The organism is Lactococcus petauri (assembly GCF_002154895.1).
In the GTDB taxonomy this organism is placed as follows: Bacteria; Bacillota; Bacilli; order Lactobacillales; family Streptococcaceae; genus Lactococcus; species Lactococcus petauri.
Window position 1 is genome coordinate 14,082 of the sequence record NZ_MUIZ01000009.1, and the last position, 25,238, is coordinate 39,319.

Sequence of the window (25,238 nt, forward strand, 5' to 3'; positions counted from 1 at the left end):
CTTCAAGACTTAGAGGTTTTAGGTTTCCAATTAGACTCATCATCAAAAAGTTGTTGAGCTTTTTTAAGCATATCCTGAATTCCTTCATTGAATTCTACTCGTTCCTCTTCGGACATATCTTCCAAAGTTACGCCATCCTTTAAACATATCAATGCAGGAACTGCTAATTCTTCATTCTTTTGCTCTTCAGTCATATTATTTATATCTACACTATCACTGGGGCAGATGGTAGCATCAGTGTTTTTTGAGTTTGTAGTCAATTTTTCTCCTTTTTAATATTCCAGTTTTTTTGAACACAATATTTTTAATTATCATTGAACACAAGTCTAAGTATTTTATCTGCTTTTTCCAATTGGTTATTGTCTAGAGTTAAAAGAAATTGGAATAGAGAATTTCGATTTTTATTCTCTGAAGAGATCTCCTCAATTCCTAAAAGTATATGAAGAGGAGTCTTGTATTTTTGAGCAATAAGAATTAATAATTCAGTACGTGGAATTACACCATTGTTTTCCCACATATTGACTCGAGATTTTGTAACTCCAAGAGATTCAGCAAACTCTGACATAGAGAGTTCATTATTTTTTCTTATAATTTGAATTTGTTTTGCGAAATTTTCGTGTAGCTCATTGTTTTTGTTTGTACTCATATAATTTAATTATACGAAGAACTGATAGGGATGTAAAGCAATCAATAAAATTTTTTCAGTATTATTCTGATAGCAATCGATGTCGACGATATTCTTTTGGTAGAAATTTTCGTATTTCATCCTCGTTATATCCAATAAGATGGTTATTTCCATCCATAATAATTGGTGTCTGAAGTACATAAGGATGTGAAAGAACAAAGTAGAGAGCTTCATTAAATGAGAGGAGTTCCATATATTTTAGGGCATCTTTAACCTCGGAGCTACTCTTTCCTGGGCGCTTTACAATATCTTTTAGTCCTTCATCGGAAAGCTGAAGTAATTTGAAAAGATCGTCCCTGGTCATTTTACTTATTTGTTGTTTCTGTACGTCAATATTATATTTTTCAAACCAAGAAAATGCACGTCGAGAAGAACCGCAACTCCCTCTATAATAAACTTTAATCATCTTTCATCCTTTGTTTAACTTTATCCATTGTATCATAGCAGTACGTATAACGCATTTAGAATGGGTGTTTTGATATAATTAAAGTAAGTATTTTATTATAATTGATTGGAACAAACTATAATGACAAAATTGACTGTGTTAAAATCAAAATTTATTCGTATGTTTAATCCATACTATGAATGGGATGATGAAACTGATGAGCTCTCCCTCAATGAAATAAATACCCCCACATCTAAATATGATTTTTCAGACGTACCTAATTTGAGCCACTCATACTATGATCTTCATGAATTTGGATATTTCATTAATGAAGAGAATGCTTTAAAATTTTTTCAACTTAGAGACCTGACCAATTGTCCTGAATTTCTATCTGAATCAACTAGTACCTCCTTCGTCGAGTTTGGGTGGCACTCTATTGAAGTTAAGGAACAATTTAAAAGAAGAAGAGTTATGTCTTTTGTAATGCTCAGTATCATGCATACGATATTGAAGTATGAAATTGAAAAAGATGTTTGTTTCTTTTTAAGGAATACTTCAAAAGAAATAGATTCTGAAACACCTGGTAGAGGGGAAAATTTAAAGGTTTATAATTCAATTTTGACAAAATATGAAAAAGGACTTCAGCATGAGATTTTTTGGAAAGAAAATCGTATTAGCGATCTTGCTCATATTGAGCAACAAATTTCTTCAGAGAAAAAATATTTGATAAAAGAATACCCAAACACTTTTTTCTAAGTTTAGTTCTATTGTGAATTTTATGATAAATCTATTTTAGTGTAAAATGCAGCTAACAGGTAAACTTTGGGATAGGTTCAAACTAACGATGGCCCAGTATTTAAAGAAATTAAGGATCTGAAAGACACTGTAAAATAGACTTTTAATTTTGAAAAGTTCTTACCTTTTGATATAATAAAGGTAAAGAAAAAGGACTTGCTGTAAACAAGTCCCATGTAGCCGTTTTAAGAACGGTAGCAAAGTTGTTAATCTAAATGATCGTTACCTGCTAAGATGAACGGTCATTTTTTTATGCTTTTGATGATCTCAAGAATGAGACCAATTAATCCTAGTATAAAGCTACCGAAGGTAAACATCAATACTAGAGATTCAAATACACTCAAAATTTTCGCCTTTCATGTTTTGTGAGATATTGCCACTAAAACCATGGCATCACCTCCAATCGGGGCTACCGTTCATAAACTCTACCTTACTATTATATCAAAAAGACGTAAAAAAAGAGCCATGAGGTAGGCTCTTTTATGATTATTTCATTTTAGAAATACTTGGATAATCAGTTTTAAGAGAGTCAAGAACTTCTTGAACACTGTTAAAGCTTTGATAGTTTGAATACTTATTATCACTAGTTAAGCTAGAAACATCTACTTTATCTCCCTTGAGTGTCAAACCAGAATATCCATAAACCTTATATTTAGAAGGTTCTGTTCTATTATCTGACTTCTCATCAACTTTATAAATTGTAAGTATTGAGAACTGACCTGCAGTATCAGAGTCATCACTAAACCAAGAGTTAGTAATATTTTTACCAACAAAATAGCTATCTTGACGTGTTACAGTATAAGTAGACCAAGAGTTCGATTTATTATCATCACGTGCCACAGAATCAGTTTGGGTAAGTAATTCATCAAGGTTTGAAAGTTGTACAGAATCTTTAAGCCCGGATACTTCAACAGTTTTTGATTTAGAACCTTCTAAGACTTTCCCATTTGAAGCTTCTTGTTCAATGTAGCTATCTGAAAGTTCTAATGTTATTTTATCTCCATTTGAAAGTTTAGAGGTATCATCAGTCGTACTAAACATATTTTCATCATAATCAACAGTTCCATAATGATTAAATCCATTATATTTAATTGATTTTAAGAGGCTATCAACAGTATAACTTGTTGATTTTTTTAATCCTGAAACAGTGAATGTCTTTGTTTCAGATTTAACCGGACTTTTTTTCAATTCTGAAGAAATAGTGACTGTTACTTTGTCTCCATTCGATAGACCAGAAGTTTTATCAAGATTAACTGAAATATCTGAGGGACTCATATCTGTTTTTTTGCTCATTATATCTGCAATTTTTTCATCATAGTTTCCAGAAAGTCTTGCTTCTCCTTGATGATCATAGCCAGAAAATTCTACTTTCACATCTTTAATCACAGATTTTTGCATACTATTTACAATCGCAAAAATCCCGAACATAGCAAGTATTAAGGCAGCTATCCCTCCACCAATCATCCATTGTTTTTTGGTAACTTTAGAAAGATCGAGGTTAATTTTTTCATCACTTTTTTTTAAGAAAAGATAGAGAGTATAACATGCTCCTCCGAGCATGACAAGCAGTCCAATAATAATTATCATTCCTGCAGGACCAAACAATGAGTTTATTAAATCTTTTGAACTAGAGTTTGAAGCAATTGCAGATTGAACTTTAGCATTAAAAATAAAATACAAAATAGTCACAAGCAGTGCAGCAACACCGCTGATAATTTTTGATATTTTTTTATTGATAAATGTACAAACGATGACAACAAGTGGAAGTATAGTCATTGCGGCTATAAAAAACTGTAATTGATGAATCATTGAAGAAACTTCACCGGATACAGAAGACCCACTTCTTAAAGATTCACCAAGGCCAAGAAATTGTTTAATAAATTTTACGCTTCCAGCTAAAGTGGAACTTTGATGTCCTAAAAAAGGGATCGTTATATCAAAAAACTTAAAAACGTAAACTCCTAAAAGTGTGATAATCGCACCTACTATTGCAATAATATCACTAGGAATAAGATGGTATTTCCTCATAATATTTTTTACTTTGTCTTTAAAATTAGACATAGAGGAATTTTGAGGTTCTGATGTGATTGTAGAGGTTTCTTCTACAATAGTTTGTTTTGTTCCACAGTGAGGGCAAAATACACTAGATTCGTTTAATTGTTCGCCACAATTTGTACAACTGTTCTTTTTGTTTTCCATAAAATCTCCATTAATATTAATAAAAACGATAATATCAATATAAAATATTGATAAAATAATTATAACAAAAAAGAGTATTGTGAACCACAGAGGCCCGCAATACTCTTATAATTTTTATTTATAGATCTAAATCAAAGTCAGTTTTATCTGCAGAGGGAAGTTTTTGAGGATTTTCTTTCATATTATTTTGGCTATGAAAGAGATCAGTTGCTAACTCTCTTTCCATTTCAGTTAAAGGACGTCCTTTTGAAAGTTCAAATTGAGAAAGCCAAGAAATGAGAGGATCTTTTTCCTGTACCTTTTGCAATTGGAAACTTTTCTCCCAGGTCTTTTCTGTTTGATACTTCAAAAATTCGTACATACTTAAATAATTTTCTTCTTCGTCAAAACTTTGAAGCGCTGCATAATAATATTTTTTATCTTCATCATAGATAATGATTGGCGGATGATTGTGTGTCATCAAGAAGTAATTCATTAAGGTACGCCCTACTCGACCATTTCCATCCGCAAAAGGATGTATGGCTTCGAACTGAAGGTGGAAATAGGTTGCTGCTTTTAAAGGTTCAGTTTCTTTAAAGTCTTGCATGACTTCTAAAATTTCTTTCAGATCATCCTCGACAGCCTCTACACTGCTTCCTACTTCATGTATTCCTGTGACATAGTCATGCTTTTTAAACTCACCAGGGCGCTCTCCCTGCTCTACAAATCGACGATAATCATAAGTCCCTTCAGTTAACACACGAAGTGTCTCTTTGATGAGATCAATAGACAAGGGGACTTTATCAATGATTTTTAATTTCAAATAGTCATAAGCTTTTTTTTGATTTTCAATTTCAAAAATAACTTTTGGATCTCCAGTAAAATTTAAAACCTTGCCTTTTTCAAAAACTTCTCGTGTATCATGGTAAGTGATTTCTTCATTCTCAATCTTCCCAGAATTATAGGCAAATAAGATTTTAAAGTTATCTAGGATGCTTTCAAACTGAGAAATAGTTTGAATATTTTTTGATTGGTAAACAGAAACTGTTTTTTCATATTGTGACATTATCATTTCTCCTTCTCAGTCCTCATGTTTAATTATAACATAAGAAAATAACCCTTTATTTCTCAATAAATTCTTCTTGATTATCTTTATTTTGTGTTTTTTCTAATTGCTGTGCATTAATTTTATTTGCCGCAATTCTTTGTCCGGCTTCATAAGTTTTCATTTTTTTAACAAGATTATTATAAGCAACAGATAAATTTTTTCGCTCGCCCTGAAGTGCTTTTATTCGAGAAAGTTGTTCAGGAGTGGGATTAAATTTCACTTTTTCATTCTCTTCTAAAAGGCGATAGTCTAAATTTTCTAAAGCAAGTTTCACTCGAGACATGTGGTCTTGGAATTCTTCGCCTAAAACTTTGACAGCTTCACTTCCACCCAACTGGCGTTGAGAAACAATATTGAAAGCCGCAACCATTTCTCGAACGTCCTGGATTGCAGAATTTTTTCTTTGTGGGACTAAGCCGCTTTTATCAACTAAATGTTGGACTACTTGAGAACCTTTAACAAATTTACTTTGTGTCTTGTCCTCTTCATTTAAAAAGTAAAAGCTGTCTTTGTAGTTGATATACGCTTTATAAGAACCGTCTTCCTGGAGGTCTAATTTGTAATCGGGAATTTTGATTGTCCCTCTCTCAAACCGTCCATAGTCAATCTCTATGTATATGCCTGTCATGCTTTTGCTTTCAATTTGTTCTGGAGGGATAATAACTTCTATATCAGGAAGTGCTTCTTTTTCTTTTTGAAATTTCTCAAAAGCTGTTTTCATTTCTTCGATAGCTAAACTTCCGGCCGGATTATTTTTTTTTGATTGGGCTACAATTTTTTCTAAAGAAAAAGATCTCCTTTTTTTATTTAAAGTATAATCACGTACCCACCGTTCTTGAGGGAAATCTTTTAAACGATAATTAATTACCTGGCCATACTCTTTTGAAAAATGATTGCTGTCAATTTCAATATCAAGTGCTGCAGCTTTAATTTTAAAATCATCCCAGGAAGTGGAATGCTTGATCACAAAATTAAGACGTTCCTTTAAAAGCGTACGGTATGAATTTTTTCTTCGGTACGCTTGATACTTAGTATGAGAATTTCGCATTGTATTTTGTAGCACTAAGGCCCCATATTGGTCCGCAATTTTATCAGAGATATTTCTCAAAAGTCCTGGTGTCCTTTTGTGCCATCTAAATTTTTTCAAGTCAAGGGAAGATGTCGCATTAAAGATGATATGATTGTGCAGATGTCCTTGATCAATATGAGTCGCTATAACAAATTCGTGATGGCCGCCAGTTAATTCCAAAGCTGTTTTACGCCCAATCTCATGAACTTCTTCAGGAGAAAGATTATCCATTGGATCAAAAGACTGGATGATGTGTCTGGCCACAACTTCTTCATCTGATTTTTTGTTGGATGCCTCATTATAGCTACGTGCCATTTTTCGAGTTAACTCCATTTCAAAAGCCGCGTTATTGACGTGGTTAATTTTATAACCCGATGTCAAAATTTGCTCTGCAGTTTTTTCTGGATTAACGATATACTTTAAAGCTCTTTCTAAATTATGAGCACTTTTTATAGATATAGTTTTTGTAATAGGCATTATTTTGTCCTCAATCGTGTAATTTCTTGTGTAAGTTTTTTTATGACTGCTTCATAATTTTGCTTCATATCATGGACTTGTGAGGAGAGATATTGTATATCTTCATGATCAACCCTATCCGTTTCATTTGCTTTTTTTGAAATCTGATTAATGTTATTTCCGATACGATTTAAGGCGACCGAGTATTCTCCAACAGGTAGAAGCCCTTCTTTAACGCTAGAAAAATCATAAGTTTTAATTTCTCCGTCCAGAGCCATACGTCGCATATAGTTGGTAATATTTTTAACTTTTGCTTGTTGCATCCGATATCTAATTTTGAATTCTTCATCCGCATTCACGTAAACTTTAAGTGGTTTTGGTCTTTTTAATTGCTTATCAGACATGGTATTTCCTCCATAAATAATATTTTGAGTGACATAAAAATCGACAGGCAGGCTACGCCTGCCACAGATAAAGCCCCGCTTCGCATCCAACCTACGGCCGGAAGGGCTGTTATCTGGCAAGCATAGCAAGGTGGGCCCACCTTGCTAAAAAATAAAAGAATTTCAAAGAAGGTCAGTTAAAACTGACCTTCTTTGACCTTTCTTTTGATTTTATTTTGGGGAAATCCCCAAACCCCTAATAACTCGTTTTTTTAAATTTGTATCTTCTTCTTTTGAAAATTCCAAGATGATTTCTTGGAGAAATTTTTGATAGGCTTCCATATTTAGGTTTTCCATTTCTCGTTTAGTATTTTCAAGAGAGAGGATATATTCAGCTAACCAGGGACTTGAATTTTCTTCTAAAAATTTTTTCTCTCGCTCTAAAAAATTTATTAATGGCTTAGATTCGAGAAAGTCTTTTGTAGAAAAATTATTTTCTTTTAGAAGTTGGAAAATATTGTAGTGTCCATAGTTCCATTTATTCTGTGTCATCATTTTCTCCATTTCCTGTAGATTGTTGGGCTTTGAAAATTAATTCATCCATAGACATTTCTTGAGGAGAGTCTTGAGTTGTCTGTTCGTTTTCTTTCGAGGTACTTACATTTTCAATAGCAAGTTTCTCTAAGCTCTTGGCCTGCTCAATTTCTTCTTCTAAGCTTAAAAATAATTTTTCCTCTTCTTTTTCATGAAGAACAGTTTTCATTTTTTCAATAAATTTAAGACCTAAGCGTTGTATTTGGGTAATGACAGATTGAAAATGTGTATGACCATTGGACTCAATTTTAAATTGTTGCACATACTCAAACGTATCAGAAGGACAAGGAAGATCTACCGAAGCAAAAACTAAATAGATACTACTTTCTTGGATAAATTTTTCTTGACTTGTTTCAGCAACATCTTCAAAGAAAACTCGTTTAGCTAATTCGAAGATAACTTGCTCTGTCGGAAAATCTGGATTTAAACATAATAAATTTTTGTTCGAGCGCCATTCAGAAGGTGTAGGAAGTCCTTCTTCAAACACAATTTCTGCTTGCGTCAATTTGGATAAGCTAAGAAATAATGCTTTTAAATTTAGTCCACTATCATCTTTTGTGGCATTTCTTTTGATAAAGGTTTGGTCAGAAACTACAGGAAGGAGATGTGATTGATTTTCTTCATCAAGTACAAAGAGAAGAGGCACTCCTTTTGGAATTGTTTCACCTTGATTAAGCCAGGAAGGAATTGTTTTTATGTTTCCCAACTCCTCTTTTTGGCTTTTGAGGAGGATTAAATTTTGAAAAGAAAGCGAAAGATTATGAGACCAGTCCTTGAGAAATTTTTGATACTGACTTTTTTCTAAGAAGTGAGGAAGCTTTTTTTCAATGTAGGAATGAATGCCATCATAAGAAGCATCTTCAAGTAATCCGATTAATTCAGGATCACTTTTTTCTTCTTTTTGAAAATAGAGTTTCACGTTCTTTTCATAGAAATCATGAATATTTTCTTTAACATGTTTTGAATAATCTGTTTTATTTTCTTCATAAAAATATAAATAATAGGCTGCTTCAGCTTCAGGTAAATCTTTAAAATCAGATTTTAATTTTTGCCAGGCCTTTTGTGCAAACAGCTCGTAGCAAATTGTTAGAAGGGAAGTGTTTTTTGAATTTTTCTGTTTAAGTAGTTCTAAAAATTCTACATCACCTTGTGCTTCTTCTAAAAGAGAGGAGAAGAGTTCTTCAATCTTTTTGTGAGCAATAGAGAGAGCTTCTTCTTTTTTCTTTGTTTCGTTTTCTGGATTATAAGTAAGAGAAGCTTCATATATTTCCTCTTCTTTAAGAGAGGATTGTGTCCAAAAACTTTCTTGAATAAAAGTTGATGGTACGCCTAGAACTTCACTTGCATAATCCAAAGCAGCAATTAGAAGTCCGTTAGGGTTATTAGCCCCCAGGGACTCAAGATAGTCGTACATGTGGTAAGCATTTTTGGCAAGGGATAGAGCTGTAAATTGTGCATCTTTATTAAGCTTCTTGGCAATTTGTTGTTTCTGTCCTAGAAATTGATATTCATAATCTTTGGGAAAGTGAGGACTTTCTGCTTGTTCAGGTATTTTTATCATGCTTGTCCTTTCTTTTTAAATCTAGTCATTTGAAATAACATTTGCTTCAGATGGATCTGTTGTATCCAACGTTTCAGACATGTTGCCATTTTGAATATCTTCCAAATAAAAATAGTGGACATTCTTTTTTTCTGGTTGAATATTGGTTTCTGGTGTTCCTTCGACGAGGATATATTGGATACCCACTACTTTTTCAACACTTTTAATTTTGAGGTTATTATTGGTTTTACTATCAAAATAATAAACCTTTAAGCTTATCTTATTCGTTTTAATATCTAATTGAGTGATTTCAACTCCGTTAAGTTGGTCATAACGGAAAATTGGTTTTATATGAAGGACACCGTCTTCTCCTTCTTCCAAAATGTACTGTTGTTCTTTTATCCAATCTTCTAACACAATTTTATAGTGGAAGGATAAATTGCTGCTTACGCCATTCTTTGATTTTTTTGTCTTAAAGCTATTTAAAATAAATTGATATGCCTCAATGGTTAATAAAATTAATAGTCCCCAAAGAACAAGTATAAGGGGAAGTTGCCAGTTGTTAAGTATATTCATAATTTTTCCATTCTAGTGAGCTACTCTCACTTTAAGTTTTATCTATTTTTGAGTCTGTTAAATTTAAAAAATTTCCATATCAAGATCTGCTTCCACTTTGTTTTGTTCATGAGAAATATCGTTGATATGCACAAGTGATTCAAGCAAGTGTTTTCGCCCTTCAGGTGGAAGTTCTTGTATTTTTTCACGTTGAGCATCTGTTAATTTCAAATTTAAGCTTTCAGCTTGTGCTTCAATATCTAGTAATTCTTCTTGTTGCTCTTTAATGGGAAGTTTCTCTAAATTTTCATTTGAAGCTTCTTTTTGGATTTGGTCTTTTGTTTCCGTTTTTACTAACTTCTCTGCTTCTTGTATTTTTTGCATATTGTTAAATTCATTCTGTAAATCGTTGACCCAGTATTGTACATCACTCCAGGGGTCTTTAGAAGCGTGTGAATCATCGCCAATATTTTTATATACTTCCTGATGCAAGCCCTCAAGAGTTGCCGAAATTTGTTCAATCTGAACTGTTTTAATCTGCTCTAACTCTTTCCCGCTCAATTGCTTCAAATCAACAGTAATAGGACTGAAAAATTCATGATTTTCCAAAAATTTGTTGATGTCTATTTCCTTGATTTCCCCATAGAAATCATACAAGAATCTAACAACCAATTCTGGTCCCCCGACTGCTCGTTCTCCTGTTTCTAAAAAGCTGTCAATATCATCAATAAGGATATTGACCTCGTAATCGGATAAGGTTTTACTTGCTGCTTCAATAAATTTCTCTTCATTTGTGAAGGTTTGAGGGAACTCAAAGCCTCGATCACGCCACTCATCAAAAGATTTTTTTAATGAATATTGGTTATCTGCCTTCATTTTCAGTTCTGGATCAATCGCTTTATTCCAAAGTTCTGTGAATTGAAGGTGTTCTTGAACTTTGAATTTGAAGCCATTCAACTCAAATTGGCTTTCTATTGTGGCAGTATACTCATAATCCATATGTGAAATGGTGGAGTTGTAGAATTTCTTTAAGTCCTCGTTCTTGTATTCTAAATTGTCATAGACTAAGTTTTTGAGTTCCTCATCAGTCACTTTGAAATCATCTGGCAAGGGGTTCGCAAGGTCTTGAATAGAAAAGTCATAAATGTTAACGGCATTATAAAAGTTACTGTCTGGATTACGGTCAATTTGTACAGCAAGGTCATAGACCTCTACTTCAGGTAAAATATCTAATTTCTCTGTCGTGTTCTTTTCGATCAAATCTGGTTTCTTTATTTTTTGATCCCGAATTCTTCTATTAATGACTTTGTAAATCTCTGCTTTTTTAGTCATCCTCCCCTCTTTATCAACATCACCGTTATATTTTGCAATTGCTTCATACATATCCAATTCTAAGTCAGTGTAGAGTTCATCTTCTGAACGAAGCCAACTGTACCCTACATCCATCATAGTTTGAGAAATACCTGCTACTTCGATTCTATCAGCAATTATTTTTTCAATAATCTCTCTGTGATTTACTAGCCAAAAACCATGGCCGCCTATTGATGCATCTAAAACTTTAGATATTTGGTCATCTGTTGCAGACTGTAGTTTGTTATTTGTCATTTTTCAAATCCTCTCTTTCTTTAATTAATAGATATATTGCTTTATACTTCAGCTTCTGGAATTTCTTTGAGCGCTTCTTGAGAAAGTGAGTGACCTTCCCTTAGGTTTGAAAACTCATTAATCATGTATTTCCGCCCCTCTAAAGGTAATTGACTTATTTTTTCTCGTTGCGTATCTGATATTTTTATGTTCAATGACTCTGCCATAGCTTCAATCTTTAAGAGGTCATTTTGAATTTCACTTACTGAGAAAGCTTGTGTAAAGTCAATTTGATTTGCTTCGACATCTAGGTAGTCTTCAAAGAGTTCAGGTTCTTCTTGGATTTGTTGTTCCAAAACCTCTTGTTCAAATAGACGTCGATTATCTTCTAAAAGCTTATCGACGTCACCCATGTTATCTAACGAATTTGGTAAGTCAATTTGTGCATGAACCAAGGCCCAAACCAAAGCGTATTGTTTATCATCCTGGTCTACAACAATATTTTTATCATCCAACAGGGGATATTCACGATCAAGAAACTTCAAAAAATTACTTTTCTCATCTCCAGATAAGCCATCCCAGAAGGTATGAAGCAGTACTGGCGCCCCTCCTACCTCGTTCCAATCATGGATAATTTCTGAAGTGATCCCATGTTCTCGAGAGAAAAGTAATGCTAAAGTCTCGACCATACGTTCTCTATCTTGATCAACAATTTGTTTCATTCTTCACCTCAAACTAAAAGAGTAGAAGACACCTGCCCTCTACTCTTGTGTTATTTTTGTTTTTTTTATTATTATAATTAATTTTACGACACTCCACTTAGCTCTATACGTATAACTCTGAAAAATGATCTTTTTGAATTACTGAAGCAACCATGTGCTGTGTTTCTTTCATCTTTTGCTCTTGGTTTTTCAACTTCAAGTGATCGTTCCAATCAGCTTTAGTTGCTCCTGGGCGTAAAGGGGGCATATGTGGAACAACTTTCGTATGTTTTAGACCAAGATTCAGAAAGAATTCTTTTCCAGCTTTATCATTATCGGTCGCAATGATAATTTTTAGTTTGTCTGTAAATCCTTTTTCATCCGCATCTCTTAGCCACTGATGCGCCGGTATGACGTTCGCTTCAAGCTTTTTATAGCTCTCAATGTCTGAGCACAAGGCATCCACAATACTTTTAGAAATTGTTCCCTTGTTTAGCCCATGTAAAGCAACTAAACGAGCATTGTTAAGGCGTTCCTTATGTAGATCATAATATGCCATCATATCTAAAGGCCCTTCAAAAACATAAATTTTAAAAGGAGATTCCTTGGTTGATTGAGCAAAGCTCTTTTTTTCGCCAACATCAATTTGAAATCCTGAATAATGCTCAGATCCTCGTAATGTCTTTTTTAAACGTCCTTTTTTCTTGTACTTTTGCTTGTTGTACCATATACCTTGCAAAGCACCTCCAACAGTTCGACCTGTGAGATCTACATTTTTAAATACAACAACAGGTTCAGTTTCTCCAGTTTTATAGTCTTTATAGATGCCTTGCGCAATTACACCTTTAGAGAGAAAAAAGTCTATCGTTTCATCCGATAGACCTCGTTCATTTTTTAAATATTTTCGTGCGTAATCAAATGATTTAGCCTCTGGAACACGATAGACAAATGGCTTTTGAGACTCCTTCTTTTGTGGAGAAAGAACTTGTGCATCTAAGCCAAGAATGTGCTGCAGCGCTTCTTTAAAAGAAACATCTTTAACTTGCTTGACCAAATCAATTGTATCTTTCCCTTTTAGCCCTCTAGAGAACCAATGATAGATATTTTTATCTGTATCAATAACTAAAGAGTCGTGTAACTTCCAAGAGTAGTAATGACTTGATATTTTATCAAGCTCCATACCTAAGCTTTCTGCGACAGACAAAATATCAGTATTTTTGGCCTCATTTTTAAGACGGTCTGGATCATACATAGGCTACTCCTATCCTACATTTTGCTTTTGCAGTGCGATGATATTATCAGCTTGCTGAAGCGTAGTTAAATCTTTCAAGACTTTATCCTGGTTGCGATTTACTTCAGACAAGGTTTCTTTAAAGCTCGACTCAAGTCCTTGAGTCAGTTCTGTTTGTCGCATGGCAAGTGCAGATTTCTTGCCTTCAAGAATATTAGACAAGTGCTGTGTTTCTTTATTAAAGCGTTTTGTTACTTCGAGGGTTATTTTCTCTGCGTAAGTATCTTGAATGCTTTGAGCTGTACTCTTACGTTTGGCCTCGTTTTCTTGCTTGATTGCTGCAAGAGCTGCTTTATGACGTTCCTCTTCAGCTTTGATATTAGAGGACAATTCTTCCAGGAGTTCTTGTTCTTTTTGATAAAGCATAGTTTCCTTCTCACCTTCAAATTGAACTCGGACTTTTTCTGGAATTTCTGCACGTCGATCTTGAGATGCAACTTCCGCATAGATTTTTTTATTTTCTGCTTCCAGGAACTCCAAAACCATTTGGCGTGCTTTTATCGCAAAACCTGCCATGAAGTCTTGGGCCGTCTCAAGATTTTCAACCTCAAACCCTTCTGCAGGCATTGAAGATGACGTTTTGAGAGAAACTGCTGTGGCTCTTCCAATAAGATCATCAAGTGAAGGCTCTACGTAATCTGCTCCAAGGTTTAAGCGTTTTTCAGGTTCTGAAGCAAGAGGAGAAACTGGAGAAGTAAATGGTTCTTCCATGTTGCTCTGATTTTCTTTGATGAAATTATATGAAGGACGTTCAATTTCCTCTGCAGCACGATTATTTTCTAAACCAGGATCATTTTTAATTTCTTCTTCGTTATTATTAAGGGGCATTGGATCTTGAACAGAAGAAGGAGTTTGATTTTGAGGAACTACTTCATCCCAAGAGGAAGCAAAATGATTTACTTCTGATACAGGAGCTTCCCTCACTTCTTCGAAAGTATATCCTTGTTCTGAAATTTCAAAAGGCCCTGGTTTTTTCTTGAAAAATTCTTTAAGTTCACCATTCCAATCCGTATCTTTTGGCAATGGCAGATTGAACCGTTTTGCATAAACAACTTCTGCAGCTTCATTATTACGAATTTTAGAAACTAAAACGCTACTTTTCAAGTAATCTCGATGAAAGCGTTGGTTTTCTTCGTCCAGGTGTTGGATAAGTTGAGTATTATCCATTATTTTTTCAGTATCGATGTAAGGGCACTCTGTTAATTCATAATAAAATTTAGCCTTACGTTTTAAACCATCAAATAACTTCATGATGTTCCTCATTTCTATTTTCATTTTGACTTGGTGTCACCTTAGTGTCTGATTTTGTCTGACTATCTTCACCAACAAGTACCTGGATAGCTTCCATAGCATCAGTAAAGCTTAGGTCTGTATCACGCAGTACAGATTGAAACATCTTATATTGAACTTCCTCAATCTCTTCCTGCAATTTTTTGATATTTTCATTTGCCTTATCTCGTGCAAGGATTTCCTTAGAAATTCTCCCCTGCAGACTAGATAAACGATTGAGATGTGTCTTAGGAATTTCCGCCATTATTTTTTTCTCCTCCTGGAAGTGCTTTAATATCTGTGACATCTAAAGCATCAACTTTAGAGTCCTGAACAGACAGGTTTATTTTTGCGACTACTGGATAGCCCTTGTCTTGGTAAATAGGGCACTCCGTATAGTAAAGCTCTACATAATACAGCGCCTTATTACTCGCATCTTGAAAGACTTTGCTTTTGATATACGACCTTGAGACAAGTTGAGAGGAATTGCTCGTATTAATAGTTTTATCCTTTTCAAAGGCTTCAATCATCAACTTAAGGCTCGTCGCATCTTCAGCAATATGTAAGTTTTGATAACCTTTTTCTGTCATTAAACTTTGAAGTTTATCTTGTCGTTCATCAATAGATGAAGCGTTTAGCTCCCAACTGCTATAGACTTTCAAAAAATCTACAACGATTTTGCTGCTTTCTTCCTCTGATTTTTCACTACTATTTTTAGTAACAGCTTCTTCTTTTGAAGAACTATCATTTGTTTCTCGACTTTCTTGAACAATTTTTGGAGGAAGCTCTTTTTTACTAGAATTCCCACCGTGATAAATAATGTAGCCCGCAGCTCCGACAAGCGCTAAAATGAAACCTACGCTTATGATAATGAGCTTACGTACATTTGATCGATTGACCATACGGCCTCCTTATTCTTATATAGTTTAAATTACTTAGGGGGATGGATAACTGAAGCGACAGAATTATTTGTATACGTCCATGTCCAAGTTTTTGCGGGTCCTGGATTTTGGTCATAAATAATAAGGCGATCATCACCTAATACTTTCCCTACAACTCCAGTATGACCATATGTCGGATCTACTCGCCAACCGCCCATATCTGCACCGGCCGCAAAGTTAATAATATCTCCAGCTTTTATCTGTTTATAATTTGGCGTATTGACGACTTTCCAACCCCATTTATCCCAAGGATAATCACTCCCGATATTTGAGGCATTCATACCACCAACAAGGTTTGGAATGTTCTCTGTAACCGAGTGAGCGTAAAAAGATGTTAGAGCGTAACATTGACCATCTGCGCCCCCATAAGTTCCTGCAATAGATTTTCCAAGTGCTTCATCAAGTGCCTTTATTCCTGCAGCACCCCCATTACCTCCAACAGGACCATATCCTCCTGGGGGATCCGGTGTCCCGCCGTGTGCATCAATGTACATATCGAAATCCTGCATAACTGCAGCTCGTTTTTTCCCACTGTAAAGAGCTGTCCAATAGACACCTTCACCAGGTTTAAGGGTATGGTTCGCAAAGGCCTCCGCCCTTTGGTCCATAATTTTAACTGTTTTGTTTCCCAGAGTATCAATTTGATAATCCCTGAACTCCTTAACTGCTCGAGTATTATCCCAATTTGCGCCCTGGTTTGGATCATTATCAAACGCTCCAAAACCAAAAATATTCCCTTTCGGGAAATCTGCTGCAACACCGGCTGTTCCATATGAGGACTCCATTTGCGCAAAGGCTACAAGAGCTCGGACATCAATTCCGGATATTTTTTGTAAACGTAAGAACTCTTTACCAGAAGCCCTGGCATCTACCTTTTCATACCCTTGGCTTTTAATAAAGCCATCAATTTGTTGTTCTGTAATACCATAACGCTGTGCAAGTAAAGAGGACGTATAAGCATCCCGGCCTGACCAATGCTTCACGTACTCTAGTCCATCTAAAGAAGAATTCGACTCATCCTGGTTGGATAAACTCGAGAAAAGAATTATTCCAACAGATAAAAGAGCAAAGCCTCCGACAACCATCCCTATAAAGCCAAGAATGTAAGGATTTTTGATTATAGCGAGGATATACTTTTGTACCATCTGGAAGCTTTTTTGTCTTACTTGTCTTAGTTTTGCGGCTAAACTATTAGGGGCAGCATTTGAGGCTGAGTTAGAAAATACGGAGTTAATCCCTTTTGATCCGAAACGTAAGTCGTTTGATTTATTTACACTTACTCTTCGAGAAAATTTCTCCCCCTTGGTCATAAAAGCATGTACTTTTTTTCCTGCTTCAAAAGAACTCTTACCTTTGTCATAACTACTCTTAAAATGGTGTACTGCTTCTAAATCTTCATCCTGAGCAAGAACATTCACAGCATTCTTCTCTAGGGAGACACCTCCCATTTTCTTTGTTGCTTGGACTAGATTAGTTTTTGCTGTAGGTGTAGGAACGCTATTTTTCTTCTTTGATTGCGATTGTCTTGACTTAGAAGTAAATTTAACATGCTCTTTTGAGTGAGAAGGTTCAACAAGTTTTTTTGAAAAAGCTCCTTTTTGAGGAGCTCCGTCTGTTAACTTAGGAATTTTTTTTCTTGAATCCGTATCCGGTTTGAGCTTATGTTTTGCCTTAAAACCAAGATTTTTTTTATTCGTCTTTCCTTTAGTTAATTTCACGTTACCATAATTAGCACGTGCATTTTTAAAAAGCTGTCCTTTACTTTTCTTTTTTAGGAGATCTTGCATACCTTTTTTAGTATCATTCCCCTCAAAACTGTTTTTATTTTTAGAGGAGAAAAGATCATCCGGCGCTTGTTTGTCTGTCATTATTCACCTTCGTATCCATTAATTTAAAGAGTGCTGTTTGTTTTGGAATTTTATTTGAAAAAGGAATGATGTTAGAACCCGCTATAATTAACCCTGCCCCTGCAGCCGGACTACTCAAATATGAAGCTTGCTTATCTGTTAAATTAAACTCTTCGATCAAAGCTTTTAACACACCACTTTTTTGTTGGAGGAGAATTAAAAAGTCTGAGTTAAACATGATATTTCGTCCTTCAAGAGTAGCTGCCATTGTTTCTGCAGATTGTGTCATGAAGGTTGGATTACCTCCATATTTACGAATTCGGGCATAGATGTTTGAAGCAGCTTCACGGAGCTGTTGGATTTGGTTAGGATTGATAAGTATTTGGAACTCATCAATATAGACCCATGTGACAATACCTTTACGACGGTTTTCAACAACCTTATTCCAAATTTTATCCAAAATAACCATATAACCAAAAACGGCCATTTCATTTTTTAAAGAATTTGTATCATAAATTGTCAAACGACTATTGAGATCTACATTAGTATTTTTGGCAAACATATTAAGAGACCCCTCAATATAAATACCCAATCCCCCTACCAGATCTCGGGCTTCTTCTGATTGGTTTTCTTTTAAAACACCAAACCAATCTTGGAGATTTGGTTTATCGTATTGTCGATATACTTCCTTTGTAACTCTATCAATAAGGGTACGCTGCGTAGGTGTAATGCGACCCAAAATATTTCCAAATATTGAGAGCAAAAAATTGGCCTTATCCGCAATAGGATCACCCTCAATACCCAGACCTTCCGTATCTTCAAGATCTAAGGCATTAATAGAAACAGGAGAACCGGGTCCAATATGAACCACTTGTCCTTTAAATTCCTTAGCGATTGGAATATATTCTCGCTCAGGATCCAAGATTATTACCTCATCTTTTGGTCTTGCAAGAAGGGTAGAGATGATTTCGTTTTTAGCCGCAAAAGACTTACCACCTCCAGATACTGCCATAATCCCACCATTGGAGTTCTTCAGTTCATCAGACATACGATTAATCAAGATATTGTTCTTACTCAGAAGATTAATCCCGTAAAATTTTCCGCCTTTATGCTGTATATCTTGTGAAGTATATGGAGAATTAACAGAGAGGTTCGGTGTAAGCAGATCTCTAACAAAACTCTTTTCAAAGTCCATATAGTTCTTTCCAAGAGGTAGGATGCTGTTCAAGGCTTGCTCTTGAGTCAAATAGAAAGGTTCAAAGTTAGCTCCAAACTTCTTACCTACTGCATTAATCTGTTGGATATTATGGCGAAGTTCATCGCTATTATCTGCCCAGGTATAAACCATAATTGTAGTAGAGAATTGAGTGTCTCCGGTTTCCGTCACAAAGTCAATTTGTTCATTGACATCTTCATAGTATTCACGTGTCCCACGTGCAATATAATCACCGCCAGAGCCTTTATGAGAAGATTTAGAGCGTTGTTTCAAGACCTCGCCTTCCACATCCATAGAGGCTGTACGTAAACTTTGGTTTGTTTCTGCAATTGAGTAAGGACTGCCATGAATAGTTAAAACCATCTCGATCCCTGCCTCAGTCAATTCCTTAAACATACTGTCAGATAAATTTCTTGGATAATCTCTTAAAAAGAGCACTTCACCTTCTTTATCATTAATCCCAAAGGAAATTTTCCCCGGACGATTAAAGTTCAATACTCCAGGCGCAATTAAATCTTGGCTACGGAGCTTCTGTTTTTCAAGATCTGAGTAATCCCCGTAAAGTGGTGCCCCTGGTCTTAAAATGTCATTCATAACTTGCAAACGCTCCATTGCCTCAAGCGGTGTTAAGCCGGATTTAATTGCACGTAACTCTTCTGAGAAGTTATCTGACATACTCTCCAAATTACGTCTTGCATCACGTTGATTGGCAGCATGAGTGGATAAAGTAATAAAACGGCCAACTTTGAAATTATTATGGCCTTTATCGTAATTATCTTCGATGATTGTGTTAAATTCTTCTCTAAAGTGATCAAAACCATCACTTCTTGGAACATAAGCATTTTCTTCCATATACTCCCCTTTTGGTGTTTTCTTTACCAAGAGAGTCAATTGGAAGTGGTCATTGTTTGAAAGTTGATTAAGAGCAGAATTGTATTGTGAAAGGATGATTTTTTGTTCCGTATCTGTCGCTGTAGTATACGTTATAGGCAATAAATCATAGGTCCTTGAGTAAATATCCTCAACAACGTGCATAATCCCATTTTCATATAAGTATTTGTACTGTAATGAATTTTGAGTGGTCGCAGCTTTTAGTTTTTTCGATGGCAGCTCTTCAACGCCATTCTTTGATTTTTTTGTCTTTCTTAAAATCATTTTTATGGTACTCCTTTGTTTTTTCTTGTTTGTAAAGTCGTGTTTGGACTGTTGTTGTGTATTTAAGTTGAAGCTTTACCCAGGTTGTAAAAGGTAAACCGTGAGGCCGAAAGAGTGCATGTCCGGCTCCAAGTGCGACAACCACTAAAATGAATGGTTTAAGCAAAGCATCGGGTAGAAATCCTAAAATGCTATTTGCAATGTCTGCCCCAATTCCAATAAGTAAAGCAACAACAAGCAACCATTGACTTCCTGTTAAGACCCCTAATGTTTTTGGACGTTTGGAGACGTCCTTATATACTTTAATTTCCATGTTAAACTCCTAATAATTTTGATGAGATGTTATGACTTTGCCAAAGGGCAATGATAAAGATAAATCCTTGAACAATACCCGAGAGCAATTCTTTAATACCATCAACTGAAGCCATAATCCCTGGAACTTGCCAACCAGATATGTCCCAACCTGCAGTGCTCATAAAGTGGTAAACTCCAATGACGGTTAATAAAACAGCCGGCTGCAGTGCATACGCACCAATATATTTAAGATAAGTAATCCCTATATTTTGATGTTCGGCTGAAGCAAATGAAGCCATAGGAAGTGGAGCCAAAGCGAGTAACACATAGAGTTGGAAAAATCGAAGCATGATTAATACCGTAAGCATGACATATGCTGCAAGAGAGATCAGCACGCCTACAGAATAAGCCAAGGCAAAGGTGAGGAAATTCCCTGTAAGGATACCTCCTATGGTGTCCCATATACTTGTTGAGCTTGAAATATCTACATTCGGCAACACATCAAAGGCACCATTCGCATATTTACCCATCAGTTTAACCAAGCCAATACCAACCAGAACCATGAATTCAACGATATAACGACTCAGTGCAATCATGACACCAGATACTGCCCCACGCCAAGCAATCTCCGCAAAGAACCTTGGCATCATTACTCCGTTATTTGATGTATTCACGCGTTCAAACATTTTTGCTAGTTCCATGACAAGAACAATAGCTGCTAAATAAAGAGCGACCTGAGTGGTCGCATTTGTAATAATATTCGTGACCCAGCCCATAGTGGATGAATCATATTCTGCTAGAGTTTTAGAAAATGTTGCAATTAAGTCCATAATTAGACCCTCCTATGCTTTCTTTTAATTCCCTGGGGGATTTGAGAAGACACCAGAAAGCATTGAACCACCACCAACAGCCGCAAGGAGAATTCCACCAAGAATAAACCAACCTGCTTCTGACTTACCTTGTGCATCTTGTGCTCGTCCTGCATTGATAAGTGCAATGATCCCAAAGACAGCTGTCAATATCCCACCACCTGTAACAAGCCACATAAGGTCTTTCACCAGGATATCTCCAACTTGTGCGCCAGTTGTTTGCGCTGATGCCTCTCGTCCTTTAAAGAGAGCCAGAAAAGCAAGCATTGATAAATAGGCTTTTACGTTCATGATTTTTGATTTTGTTTGAGTAATTTTTAGCATTAGTTTTTTCCTTTATTTTTTAATTTTAAGCAGCTAAAAAGTTAATTTCTTCTGCTTCTTCTTGATTGTTGTTCTTCATATTGGCATCGTATCTTTCACTTAGATTACGATAGCGTTGTGGTTCCCACCAATTTTTATCTCCTGGCTTTCTCCCCACTTCTTTAGATTTTGGATGCTGTAAATAATGATATTTTGGTACCTTAAACATTGGAACGGAGGCAATCTTAACCAAGGACATACCTCGATCAAGCTCAGAAACACCGTTGTATGTAATTAAATCTATACCTACAGGCTCTGAACGTACAAATCCTCTGTCTCGGCTTTTACGATAGACCGTTTTCTTCCCACCAGTCTTCATCCAAAACTCTTGCGTATCAGGTTCAGTTGAACCTGATAAATAAACCCAAGAATCTGCATTCCCAAAGAATTCCTTCCAGGAGTCTTTGTAATTACGCTGCATTTGGTTCATACTTTGTAAAACAATGACAATAGAGAGCAATCGACTTCGGAACACAGACAAAGCTTCCTTGATATTTGGTACTTTCCCAAGATTGACAAATTCGTCCATTAAGAATTGTACTGGTACCTTAGCTTCTCCCCCCATTTCATTATCAACAATATGTTCTAATGTTCTAAATGCAAGGAGGAAAACCATGAGAGGTAGGAAATTGAACGTGTCATCCAAATCTGGAATTTTAAGGAAGACTGCATACTTTTCGCTTGCCCATTTATCAATTTCCAAATTATCATCTGCAATAAACTCACGGACTTGTTTCAAGTCAAACATAGAGAAGCGAGTTACAGTAATAGCTAAAACGGAGTCTCTTGTCTTATCTTTGAACATGTCAATGAATTTTCTCCATTGAATGTAGGCAAAATTATCTGCGCCAAAACGTTTTGCATGAGCTTTAAACATGAATTCAAGCTGACTTTCTACTTCTGGATGCTTACGTGGAAGTAATCCTATTAACGTGCCCATATCTGCTAGGTTTGGCATGACACCATCCCCCTTATGACTTTCATCGCCTCGATAACGATAGTAAAGGAAGCCCATCAAAGCAGTAATAAGCATTTCTTCGGATTTGTCCCAGAATGGTTCGCCTTTTTTCTCGTGCTCTGCATTGGTTGCATCGATAAGCATACGAATTACCTTTTTAAGGGTAATTTCATCTTTAATATAAGCAAATGGATTGAAGTGATCCGAATTGGTTAAAGTATCAAAATTGACTTCACGAACCTTGTACCCATTCTTTTGAAACATTTTCCCAAACCGTCTGGCCGTTGTCCCTTTAGGGTCTGTCAAAAGGTAGGAAGAATTCATTTGCATAAGGTTATTCCAAATAAACGATTCTGTCTTACCTGCACCAGAACCACCGATAACGATGACGTTATTATTTCGACTTTTCTTAAAGAATTTAGCTTTTCCAAAATTCTTATAAGCGCCCGAACCTAGAATAATGTTTTGCGAAAAATCTTTTTTATTCTTAAAGCTTTTTAATTCTCTTGCGGTTCCCCATCTGGCATCCCCATGTTCTCGACCTGGCGCATATTCTCTGGTGTCCCTTACCGCATAAACTAGTCCTGCAGCTACAAGGACTGCTCCAGAAGCTAAAATAGGCCCCTGTTGCAAAGAAAGATACCAAGGTTGTGCATGGATAAAATCAGGCATTTGTAAGACCGTTTGAATTTTTTCTCCATCCGGTGCCATTTGATAAAGCTCTGTGGCTCTGTTTGCAAGATAAGCTCCTGTTATACCTACCATGCCATAGCCCACACCTTGTGTCTGCTTATTCATAAATCTGGCCCTCCATCAAAGAGATCTAGCGCTGAAGCATCAGAAACTGGTTCTTGTGCGGGAAGATTTGAAAAATCTGAATTAGAGGGGCTAGAATTTTGGCCAAGATTTTGCTCTTCTTGTCCTGGAGTGATGGTATGTTGGTTAGAAGCTTGACGTTCTTGCATTTTTTCACGCATTTTAGCAGCAATTGCTTTTTCTTCTTCCTTCTGTGCCTCTTTAATTGACTGTGTAAGAGACGGACTTGAGACAATCCCTGGGTTGTGACTAATCTCATCCAGTGCTTGTGCAAAAGCATTGCGTGCCACATTGGCATCTTTAGCGAGAAAAAGTACTTCATGCTTTCCATCATCAAGGGCTTTAATATGGAACTGGAGTCCATAATCTTTCAGAACATTTTTAAGTTGTTCTAAATTTACAGCTTTCTCGAGAAGCTGAGGTTCTGCGATTGCCTTGCCTGTCTTCATCAAAAATTCAAGCGATTTCTCACCAGGTGCTAAATTTTGCCTTTTTAACTCTTGGCCCCATTCTGCAAGCATTTTTTGGCGTTCAGACGGGGATTTTGCGAGAAATTCTTTTTCCATTTCGGGAGAAACCTCAAGTCCGGAGAGATCTTCAGCAACATTTTTAGCTTTTAATAAATCAATCTGTGCTTGGTCTTTTCCTGCTTTTTTCTTATCCACGTGCCGTTTTAAAGTCGTAAGCAAATAAAGTGTTTGACGAATGGTTTGAGGCATATCACGCATCAAAACACGAAACATTTCTTGTTGTTCTTGTCCCATAAACCTTCCTTCTTTAGATATTAAAAAGCAGACTTCTAAAAAATCTGCTTTACATTGGTTTTAAATTTCCATGTCGCCTGGTGTCCAGACAGTGTTTTCCTTTGCCTTTGGATCCGGTGAAAAGTGAGGAGGGAGCTCTGCGTTTACTTCCGCTTCAGCAGCAATTACTTCCTCTTTTTCTTCTTCCTGTTCCTGTTCAATCTCTTCTTTGTTATTATAAAGGGCTTGAAGGGTAAGGTAAAGATTTTCAGCAATTTGGTCAGGTAAAGTCATTCCCTTACCCATTCGTCCTTCAGGGCTCCAAGAACGTAAATCTAAAACCGGAGGACGTCCATTGTAGGACACTCGATTAAGTTCTATTGTCCAACCTTTACCATTCTTTGAAAGAATAGCAATTTGTTCAACTTTTTCGAACTCAAGTTCTGTGCTTTCATTTGTTTGTTTTTTGGAAAAATCCATGACCATAAGTTGGCCTCCTTCTAAATTTTACTTTTTTATTTCTTTGTCAAGAAAGAATAGTTTCGTCAATATCGCTAGTGCTAAAACATACGTTGCGATAGGCACAAAACTTTTTCCCATCAGAAAAATAATAAATGACAGGACTACTTCAGCAATAAAAATATTTTTCATTGTTTTTAATTGCATCGATCCACCTCTGTCTCCTCTAATTCATGAAATAAACCTTTAACCGCAATATCAACAGGTAAGCCTTCTTCTTTACAGATAGAAGCGATTGCCTCAGCTAACATAGCTAAATAATCTGAAGTATCTCCACCTTTTAAGATGTATTGCCCATCTATATTTTTATCTTTAGTAATTTCTATTTTGATCATTATTTTTCTCCCTTATTCCTTATTTTAGGAGCTTCTGAAAGAGTAAATTCAACAGTATAAATCAGACAAGTTGCAGCAAATGAAACTAAGAAAATTAAATCTGTCAAAGAAGAACTCCCACTAATTGAAAAGAGATAACCAGTGGAAACAAATGCTAAGCTGTATCCCATCCTACTCACAAATTTTTTTATATATTTTAGCATCTTAATTCTAACTCCTTTTTTAGTTATTTAAATTTATCATTTTCGAGCAATTTGGGAACCTCGCAAGTATACAGTAACTTCTTTCTTCGTCTCATTTTTAGGAACATTTTTAGGAACATTTTTAAGCGCTGCATTAATTTTTTGCTTTGTACTATAAGTTATTTGAGTGACTTTTTCTGTATAACTTTCGTCTCTACTGCTCATTTTAACTATTGTGTTTTTATCATTGATATTCAACTTTCTAGTAAAAATTTTTCCATCATTATTTTTCACTAATAGTTTTAATTCATCAGAATCTGATAACTTATCTTCAACTCTTACAATATTCAACTTTTCCGTTTTTATCTCTGTTTTTTGAGTTAAAGATAAAGGTATAAATATATTTA

The 25,238-nt window shown here is 35.6% G+C and carries 30 protein-coding genes; 1 reads left to right on the forward strand and 29 read right to left on the reverse strand.

Annotated elements, in window-relative coordinates; genetic code table 11:
• Positions 1-2 precede the first annotated feature (2 nt).
• From BZZ03_RS10555 to BZZ03_RS10565, 3 genes are all read right to left on the reverse strand, one after another.
• Entirely contained in the window at positions 3-260 is a 258-nt protein-coding gene (locus BZZ03_RS10555) for a hypothetical protein (RefSeq protein ID WP_086583259.1), read from the reverse strand.
• Between the two features lie 44 nt (positions 261-304).
• On the reverse strand, positions 305-646 hold the full coding sequence (locus BZZ03_RS10560) for a helix-turn-helix domain-containing protein (protein ID WP_086583260.1): 342 nt from the start codon (positions 644-646) through the stop codon (positions 305-307).
• A 61-nt stretch (positions 647-707) separates the two neighbouring features.
• Positions 708-1,091: an ArsC/Spx/MgsR family protein gene (locus tag BZZ03_RS10565; RefSeq protein WP_086583261.1), complete on the reverse strand. Its 384-nt coding sequence runs from the start codon at positions 1,089-1,091 to the stop codon at positions 708-710.
• Between the two features lie 120 nt (positions 1,092-1,211).
• Here BZZ03_RS10565 and BZZ03_RS10570 point away from each other — a divergent pair, with 120 nt between their 5' ends.
• Positions 1,212-1,826, forward strand: a complete 615-nt coding sequence (locus BZZ03_RS10570) for a hypothetical protein (RefSeq protein WP_086583262.1) — start codon at positions 1,212-1,214, stop codon at positions 1,824-1,826.
• 281 nt (positions 1,827-2,107) lie between these two features.
• On the opposite strand, the gene BZZ03_RS12355 is transcribed toward BZZ03_RS10570, so the two are convergent.
• The 26 genes from BZZ03_RS12355 to BZZ03_RS12025 all read right to left on the reverse strand — a co-directional run.
• Positions 2,108-2,209 (reverse strand): putative holin-like toxin, encoded by a 102-nt coding sequence (locus BZZ03_RS12355; RefSeq protein WP_086583263.1) that lies wholly within the window; start codon positions 2,207-2,209, stop codon positions 2,108-2,110.
• Between the two features lie 142 nt (positions 2,210-2,351).
• The gene (locus BZZ03_RS10580; RefSeq protein WP_086583264.1) at positions 2,352-4,064 is read right to left on the reverse strand and encodes a zinc-ribbon domain-containing protein; all 1,713 of its coding nucleotides are present in this window, start codon (positions 4,062-4,064) and stop codon (positions 2,352-2,354) included.
• A gap of 118 nt (positions 4,065-4,182) precedes the next feature.
• Positions 4,183-5,109 (reverse strand): Fic family protein, encoded by a 927-nt coding sequence (locus tag BZZ03_RS10585; RefSeq protein WP_086583265.1) that lies wholly within the window; start codon positions 5,107-5,109, stop codon positions 4,183-4,185.
• Between the two features lie 55 nt (positions 5,110-5,164).
• The gene (locus BZZ03_RS10590; RefSeq protein ID WP_086583266.1) at positions 5,165-6,697 is read right to left on the reverse strand and encodes a relaxase/mobilization nuclease domain-containing protein; all 1,533 of its coding nucleotides are present in this window, start codon (positions 6,695-6,697) and stop codon (positions 5,165-5,167) included.
• Positions 6,697-7,080, reverse strand: coding sequence for a plasmid mobilization protein (locus BZZ03_RS10595; RefSeq protein WP_086583267.1), 384 nt, complete (start codon positions 7,078-7,080; stop codon positions 6,697-6,699). Before BZZ03_RS10595 ends, BZZ03_RS10590 begins: the two co-directional genes overlap by 1 nt.
• Positions 7,081-7,290: 210 nt before the next feature.
• Positions 7,291-7,611, reverse strand: coding sequence for a hypothetical protein (locus BZZ03_RS10600; RefSeq protein ID WP_086583268.1), 321 nt, complete (start codon positions 7,609-7,611; stop codon positions 7,291-7,293).
• Positions 7,598-9,214, reverse strand: coding sequence for a hypothetical protein (locus tag BZZ03_RS10605; RefSeq protein ID WP_086583269.1), 1,617 nt, complete (start codon positions 9,212-9,214; stop codon positions 7,598-7,600). Before BZZ03_RS10605 ends, BZZ03_RS10600 begins: the two co-directional genes overlap by 14 nt.
• A 21-nt stretch (positions 9,215-9,235) precedes the next feature.
• Positions 9,236-9,769, reverse strand: coding sequence for a hypothetical protein (locus tag BZZ03_RS10610; protein WP_086583270.1), 534 nt, complete (start codon positions 9,767-9,769; stop codon positions 9,236-9,238).
• A gap of 63 nt (positions 9,770-9,832) precedes the next feature.
• Positions 9,833-11,353: a hypothetical protein gene (locus BZZ03_RS10615; RefSeq protein ID WP_086583271.1), complete on the reverse strand. Its 1,521-nt coding sequence runs from the start codon at positions 11,351-11,353 to the stop codon at positions 9,833-9,835.
• Between the two features lie 41 nt (positions 11,354-11,394).
• Positions 11,395-12,054, reverse strand: coding sequence for a hypothetical protein (locus BZZ03_RS10620; RefSeq protein WP_086583272.1), 660 nt, complete (start codon positions 12,052-12,054; stop codon positions 11,395-11,397).
• A 103-nt stretch (positions 12,055-12,157) separates the two neighbouring features.
• A complete protein-coding gene (locus BZZ03_RS10625; RefSeq protein ID WP_086583273.1) occupies positions 12,158-13,285 on the reverse strand; it encodes a toprim domain-containing protein in 1,128 nt (375 codons plus the stop codon).
• A 9-nt stretch (positions 13,286-13,294) separates the two neighbouring features.
• The gene (locus tag BZZ03_RS10630; RefSeq protein ID WP_158092879.1) at positions 13,295-14,599 is read right to left on the reverse strand and encodes a hypothetical protein; all 1,305 of its coding nucleotides are present in this window, start codon (positions 14,597-14,599) and stop codon (positions 13,295-13,297) included.
• Positions 14,562-14,858 carry a hypothetical protein gene (locus BZZ03_RS10635; RefSeq protein WP_086583275.1) on the reverse strand — a complete coding sequence of 99 codons (297 nt, stop codon included), beginning with the start codon at positions 14,856-14,858 and terminating at the stop codon, positions 14,562-14,564. Before BZZ03_RS10635 ends, BZZ03_RS10630 begins: the two co-directional genes overlap by 38 nt.
• Positions 14,842-15,495 carry a hypothetical protein gene (locus tag BZZ03_RS10640; RefSeq protein WP_086583276.1) on the reverse strand — a complete coding sequence of 218 codons (654 nt, stop codon included), beginning with the start codon at positions 15,493-15,495 and terminating at the stop codon, positions 14,842-14,844. The genes BZZ03_RS10635 and BZZ03_RS10640 overlap by 17 nt, the downstream gene beginning before the upstream one ends.
• A gap of 29 nt (positions 15,496-15,524) precedes the next feature.
• A complete protein-coding gene (locus BZZ03_RS10645) occupies positions 15,525-17,402 on the reverse strand; it encodes a CHAP domain-containing protein (RefSeq protein ID WP_086583277.1) in 1,878 nt (625 codons plus the stop codon).
• Complete coding sequence (locus BZZ03_RS10650) at positions 17,377-19,752, reverse strand: VirB4-like conjugal transfer ATPase, CD1110 family (RefSeq protein ID WP_233128982.1); 2,376 nt, start codon at positions 19,750-19,752, stop codon at positions 17,377-17,379. The genes BZZ03_RS10645 and BZZ03_RS10650 overlap by 26 nt, the downstream gene beginning before the upstream one ends.
• Positions 19,712-20,065: a PrgI family protein gene (locus BZZ03_RS10655; RefSeq protein WP_040087847.1), complete on the reverse strand. Its 354-nt coding sequence runs from the start codon at positions 20,063-20,065 to the stop codon at positions 19,712-19,714. The genes BZZ03_RS10650 and BZZ03_RS10655 overlap by 41 nt, the downstream gene beginning before the upstream one ends.
• A 1-nt stretch (position 20,066) precedes the next feature.
• Positions 20,067-20,876, reverse strand: a complete 810-nt coding sequence (locus BZZ03_RS10660; protein ID WP_040087848.1) for a hypothetical protein — start codon at positions 20,874-20,876, stop codon at positions 20,067-20,069.
• A 24-nt stretch (positions 20,877-20,900) separates the two neighbouring features.
• Complete coding sequence (locus tag BZZ03_RS10665; protein ID WP_086583278.1) at positions 20,901-21,239, reverse strand: hypothetical protein; 339 nt, start codon at positions 21,237-21,239, stop codon at positions 20,901-20,903.
• Positions 21,240-21,264: 25 nt separating this feature from the next.
• On the reverse strand, positions 21,265-23,034 hold the full coding sequence (locus BZZ03_RS10670; RefSeq protein WP_086583279.1) for a VirD4-like conjugal transfer protein, CD1115 family: 1,770 nt from the start codon (positions 23,032-23,034) through the stop codon (positions 21,265-21,267).
• Positions 23,031-23,816, reverse strand: coding sequence for a DUF3801 domain-containing protein (locus BZZ03_RS10675; RefSeq protein WP_086583280.1), 786 nt, complete (start codon positions 23,814-23,816; stop codon positions 23,031-23,033). The genes BZZ03_RS10670 and BZZ03_RS10675 overlap by 4 nt, the downstream gene beginning before the upstream one ends.
• 60 nt (positions 23,817-23,876) lie before the next feature.
• Positions 23,877-24,281 carry a YdbC family protein gene (locus BZZ03_RS12430; protein ID WP_086583281.1) on the reverse strand — a complete coding sequence of 135 codons (405 nt, stop codon included), beginning with the start codon at positions 24,279-24,281 and terminating at the stop codon, positions 23,877-23,879.
• Between the two features lie 21 nt (positions 24,282-24,302).
• Entirely contained in the window at positions 24,303-24,461 is a 159-nt protein-coding gene (locus BZZ03_RS12020) for a hypothetical protein (RefSeq protein ID WP_158092880.1), read from the reverse strand.
• Positions 24,452-24,649 carry a hypothetical protein gene (locus tag BZZ03_RS10685; RefSeq protein ID WP_086583282.1) on the reverse strand — a complete coding sequence of 66 codons (198 nt, stop codon included), beginning with the start codon at positions 24,647-24,649 and terminating at the stop codon, positions 24,452-24,454. Before BZZ03_RS10685 ends, BZZ03_RS12020 begins: the two co-directional genes overlap by 10 nt.
• Positions 24,649-24,852 (reverse strand): hypothetical protein, encoded by a 204-nt coding sequence (locus BZZ03_RS10690; RefSeq protein ID WP_086583283.1) that lies wholly within the window; start codon positions 24,850-24,852, stop codon positions 24,649-24,651. Before BZZ03_RS10690 ends, BZZ03_RS10685 begins: the two co-directional genes overlap by 1 nt.
• A 36-nt stretch (positions 24,853-24,888) precedes the next feature.
• On the reverse strand, positions 24,889-25,238 hold a 350-nt coding region (locus tag BZZ03_RS12025), incomplete at its 5' end, for a hypothetical protein (protein ID WP_158092881.1).